Source organism: Archangium sp. (genome assembly GCF_036388035.1).
Classification (GTDB): Bacteria; Myxococcota; Myxococcia; order Myxococcales; family Myxococcaceae; genus Archangium.
Genome location: NZ_DASVSO010000496.1, coordinates 1 through 3030, shown reverse-complemented (window position 1 = coordinate 3030; position 3030 = coordinate 1). Strand labels below are relative to the sequence as shown.

Genomic DNA, 3030 nt, shown 5'->3' with positions numbered 1-3030 from the left:
GCCGAGACCTACCTGACGATGGACGAGCAGGAGTTCGAGGCCTTCCGCAAGGAGGAGATGCTCCGGCGCAAGAAGGAGGACCCCACCCTCACGCCGAGGAAGTTCAAGGACTCCTTCGACTCCATCGAGCGGGCGCGCGAGCTGTGGCGCAACCTCCAGGAGGTGTACGCCCAGGGCCTGCCCATCGAGTACGAGACGTGCGACGTGCGCAACGCGGCGGACGTGCGCGCCATGGTGGACCGGGTGCGCGAGTACCACGGCCACATCGACGGGCTCGTCCACGGCGCGATGATCGAGGAGTCCAAGAGCCTGCCGGACAAGACGCCGGGGCTGGTGTCCGCCACCATGGAAGTGAAGGTGCTGGGCCTCGTCAACCTGCTGGAGGCCACGCGGCGCGATGACCTGAAGCTGATGATGTGCTTCGGCTCGGGCGCGGGCCGCTTCGGCAACAAGGGCCAGACGGACTACAGCGCCGCCAACGACTTGATGAGCAAGTGCACCATGGCGTACGCGCACCGGGCACGCCCGCACATGCGCTGCGTCACCATCGACTGGACGGCCTGGGAGGGCTCGGGCGCGGCGGTGCGCAACCGCGAGGTGGTGCAGAACACCGGCGTCTCCTTCATCTCCCCGGCCGAGGGCGCCTACTGGTTCATCAACGAGCTGATGCTGGGCCGCTCCGAGCGCGAGGTGGCCATCTTCGAGGAGCGCCTCTTCCGCGAGTGGGCCTTCCTCGGGGCCTCCGCCGAGGGCCCACGTCCCCGGCGCGTCTACGATGACCGGGGCTTCCTGCTCGTCCCCTCCGACTACCCGATGCTCGACTGCGTGGAGGAGTACGAGCCCGAGCGACTGGTGGCCGCGCGCACCTTCGACCTCACCAATGATCCCTTCCTGCTCCAGCACCAGCTGCACTCGGTGCCCATCATGCCAGGCACCTTCGGCTTCGAGATGCTGGCCGAGGGCGCGGCCCTCTTCCGGCCGGACCTGGCGGTGCTGCGCGGCGAGGAGCTGCGGATCGACACGCCGCTCAAGTTCTTCAAGGCGCCCCTGACGGGCGAGCAGTCCAAGGGCAAGCCCGTCCACGCCACCCTGAGCGTGAAGGTAGTGAAGCAGCAGGGCGACGAGGTGACGGTCCAGGTGGAGACCAGCAGCGAGCTGGCACTGGGCGGTCGCTCCGAGATGACGCAGCGCCGGGTCCACCACCGGGGCCTCTTCGTGCTCGGGCCGCCGCCGCGCCTGGAGCCGGGCAGTGGCAAGCTGCCGGATGCGCTCCCCGGTGCCCGGGCCCGCTCCATCTTCCACCTGGCCAAGGAGCCGGTGTACCTCGGCCCGCTCTTCTGCCGCGCCGAGTGGGTCTACGTCGGCGAGCGCGAGGTGGAGGGCATCATCCGCGCCCCACGCCAGCGGGAGATCTTCGGCCACGTGGCCCGGCCGCACTTCCAGTTCGACCCGCTCCTGCTGGATGCCTCCTTCCAGGTGGCCGCCAACTGGGACGGCTACCACCACGACCTGGTGTCCATCCCCATGGGAGTGGACCGGCTGATCCGCGGGCGGCTGCGGCGCCCCGGCGAGTCCGCCCACGTCAAGGCGCGGCTGGTGCAGGTGGATGGGGACGAGGTCACCTACGACATCGAGGTGCATGGCGAGGACGGCGCCCTGCTGCTGGGCGTGAAGGCCCTGTGGCTGCGCCGGCTGCGCTCGCGGTGAGCCCGCCCCCGCTCCGGCCCGACCGGGTGCTGCTGCCCGGCGGGCGCGAGGTGGCACTCGGCTGGTGCGAGGTGGGGCGGGAGCCGGCCTCCGTGCTGGCGCCCGGGGAGCGCGAGGGGCTGGCCCGGTGCAGGACCGACAAGCGGCGCGAGGAGTTCGTCGCGGGCCGGGTGGCGGCGCGCCGGGCCCTGGCGCTGCTACTGCCGGAGTCGCGAGCGGAGGTATCGGCGCGGACCGAGGGACAAGACTCCGGGCGACCCTTCTTCGTGACCGTGCCGGGTGTCGCCCTCTCCATCTCTCACTCCGCCGGGCTGGCGGTGGCGGCCGTCGCGCACGGTGGGCCGCTCGGCGTGGACCTGGAGCACCCGGTGGAGGTGGGCGCCGCCTTCCTGGAGGAGGCCTTCGCGCCAGGTGAGCTGGAAGGCTATCGCGCCCCGTGCGCGGGCCGGATGGAGCCCATCACCGCCGCCTGGGCCATGAAGGAAGCGGTGCTGAAGGTCTGGGGCGTGGGGCTGCGTGCGCCCCTCCAGCAGGTGACGGTCCGGCCCGTGGTGCTGGGCACCTCCGGCACGAGCGTCTCCTTGCGGCTGTCCCTGGAGACCGGGAAGTTGCCTCCCGATCTGGGGCCTCCCCCCCGGGCGCTGTCCGCGCTCCTGGAGTGGGAGGCCACCCGGGTGCTGGCGGTCGCGGGCTGAGCAAGCCAGCGCGACCGCCCCCGAGCCGCCTCGGGTGAGGCTAGCCGTTGGCGGCGTTGCCCATCGAGCCGCCGGAGCTGGAATCCGTTCCGGAGCCGCCCTCCAAGGGCAGGTGCGTGAGGCTGCTCCTCTTCTTGCCCTGGGCGCCGCCCGAGCCGGACTCCTCCGGGCTGTCCTGCCACCCGTACTGCTCGACGAAGCCGTTCACGCGCGCCGCCACGGTGCGCATCTGGTTGGCCGCGTCGTCGCTGGTGCGCAGGCTCGTCATGGTCTGATCCATGATCTTCGTCAGGTCGTTCACCGCCTGGAAGATCTGACCAATGCCGCTGTTCTGCTGCGTCACCGCCGCGGAGATCTGCCGCACGGCGCTCGCGTTGTCGCGCACGATGCCGGAGAGCTGCCGGATGTTGTCGCCGAAGGACTGCACCTGCGAGAGGCTCGCCGTCACCTTCTCCGAGCCCTGCTCCGACATGGACGCCGTGTTGCGGATGGCCGTGCTGAGCTGCTCCAGCACGTCGCGCACGTTGTAGGTGGCGCGAATCGACTGGTCGGCCAGGCTGCGGATTTCGCGGGCCACCACGCCAAAGCCCTTGCCATGCTCGCCCGAGCGCACCGCCTCGATGGCGGC

3 protein-coding genes are annotated in these 3030 nt (G+C 71.1%); 2 read left to right on the top strand and 1 reads right to left on the bottom strand.

Going from position 1 to position 3030, the window contains the following annotated elements; genetic code table 11:
* Window positions 1-1707 (top strand): SDR family NAD(P)-dependent oxidoreductase (locus VF697_RS20095; RefSeq protein ID WP_331097363.1); only part of this gene is annotated, 1707 nt, incomplete at its 5' end.
* Window positions 1680-2402: a 4'-phosphopantetheinyl transferase family protein gene (locus VF697_RS20090; protein WP_331097361.1), complete on the top strand. Its 723-nt coding sequence runs from the start codon at window positions 1680-1682 to the stop codon at window positions 2400-2402. The genes VF697_RS20095 and VF697_RS20090, both read left to right, overlap by 28 nt.
* A gap of 40 nt (window positions 2403-2442) precedes the next feature.
* Here the strand turns inward: VF697_RS20090 and VF697_RS20085 are convergent.
* Window positions 2443-3030, bottom strand: a 588-nt coding sequence (locus VF697_RS20085; RefSeq protein ID WP_331097359.1) for a methyl-accepting chemotaxis protein, incomplete at its 5' end; no start/stop codon positions are given.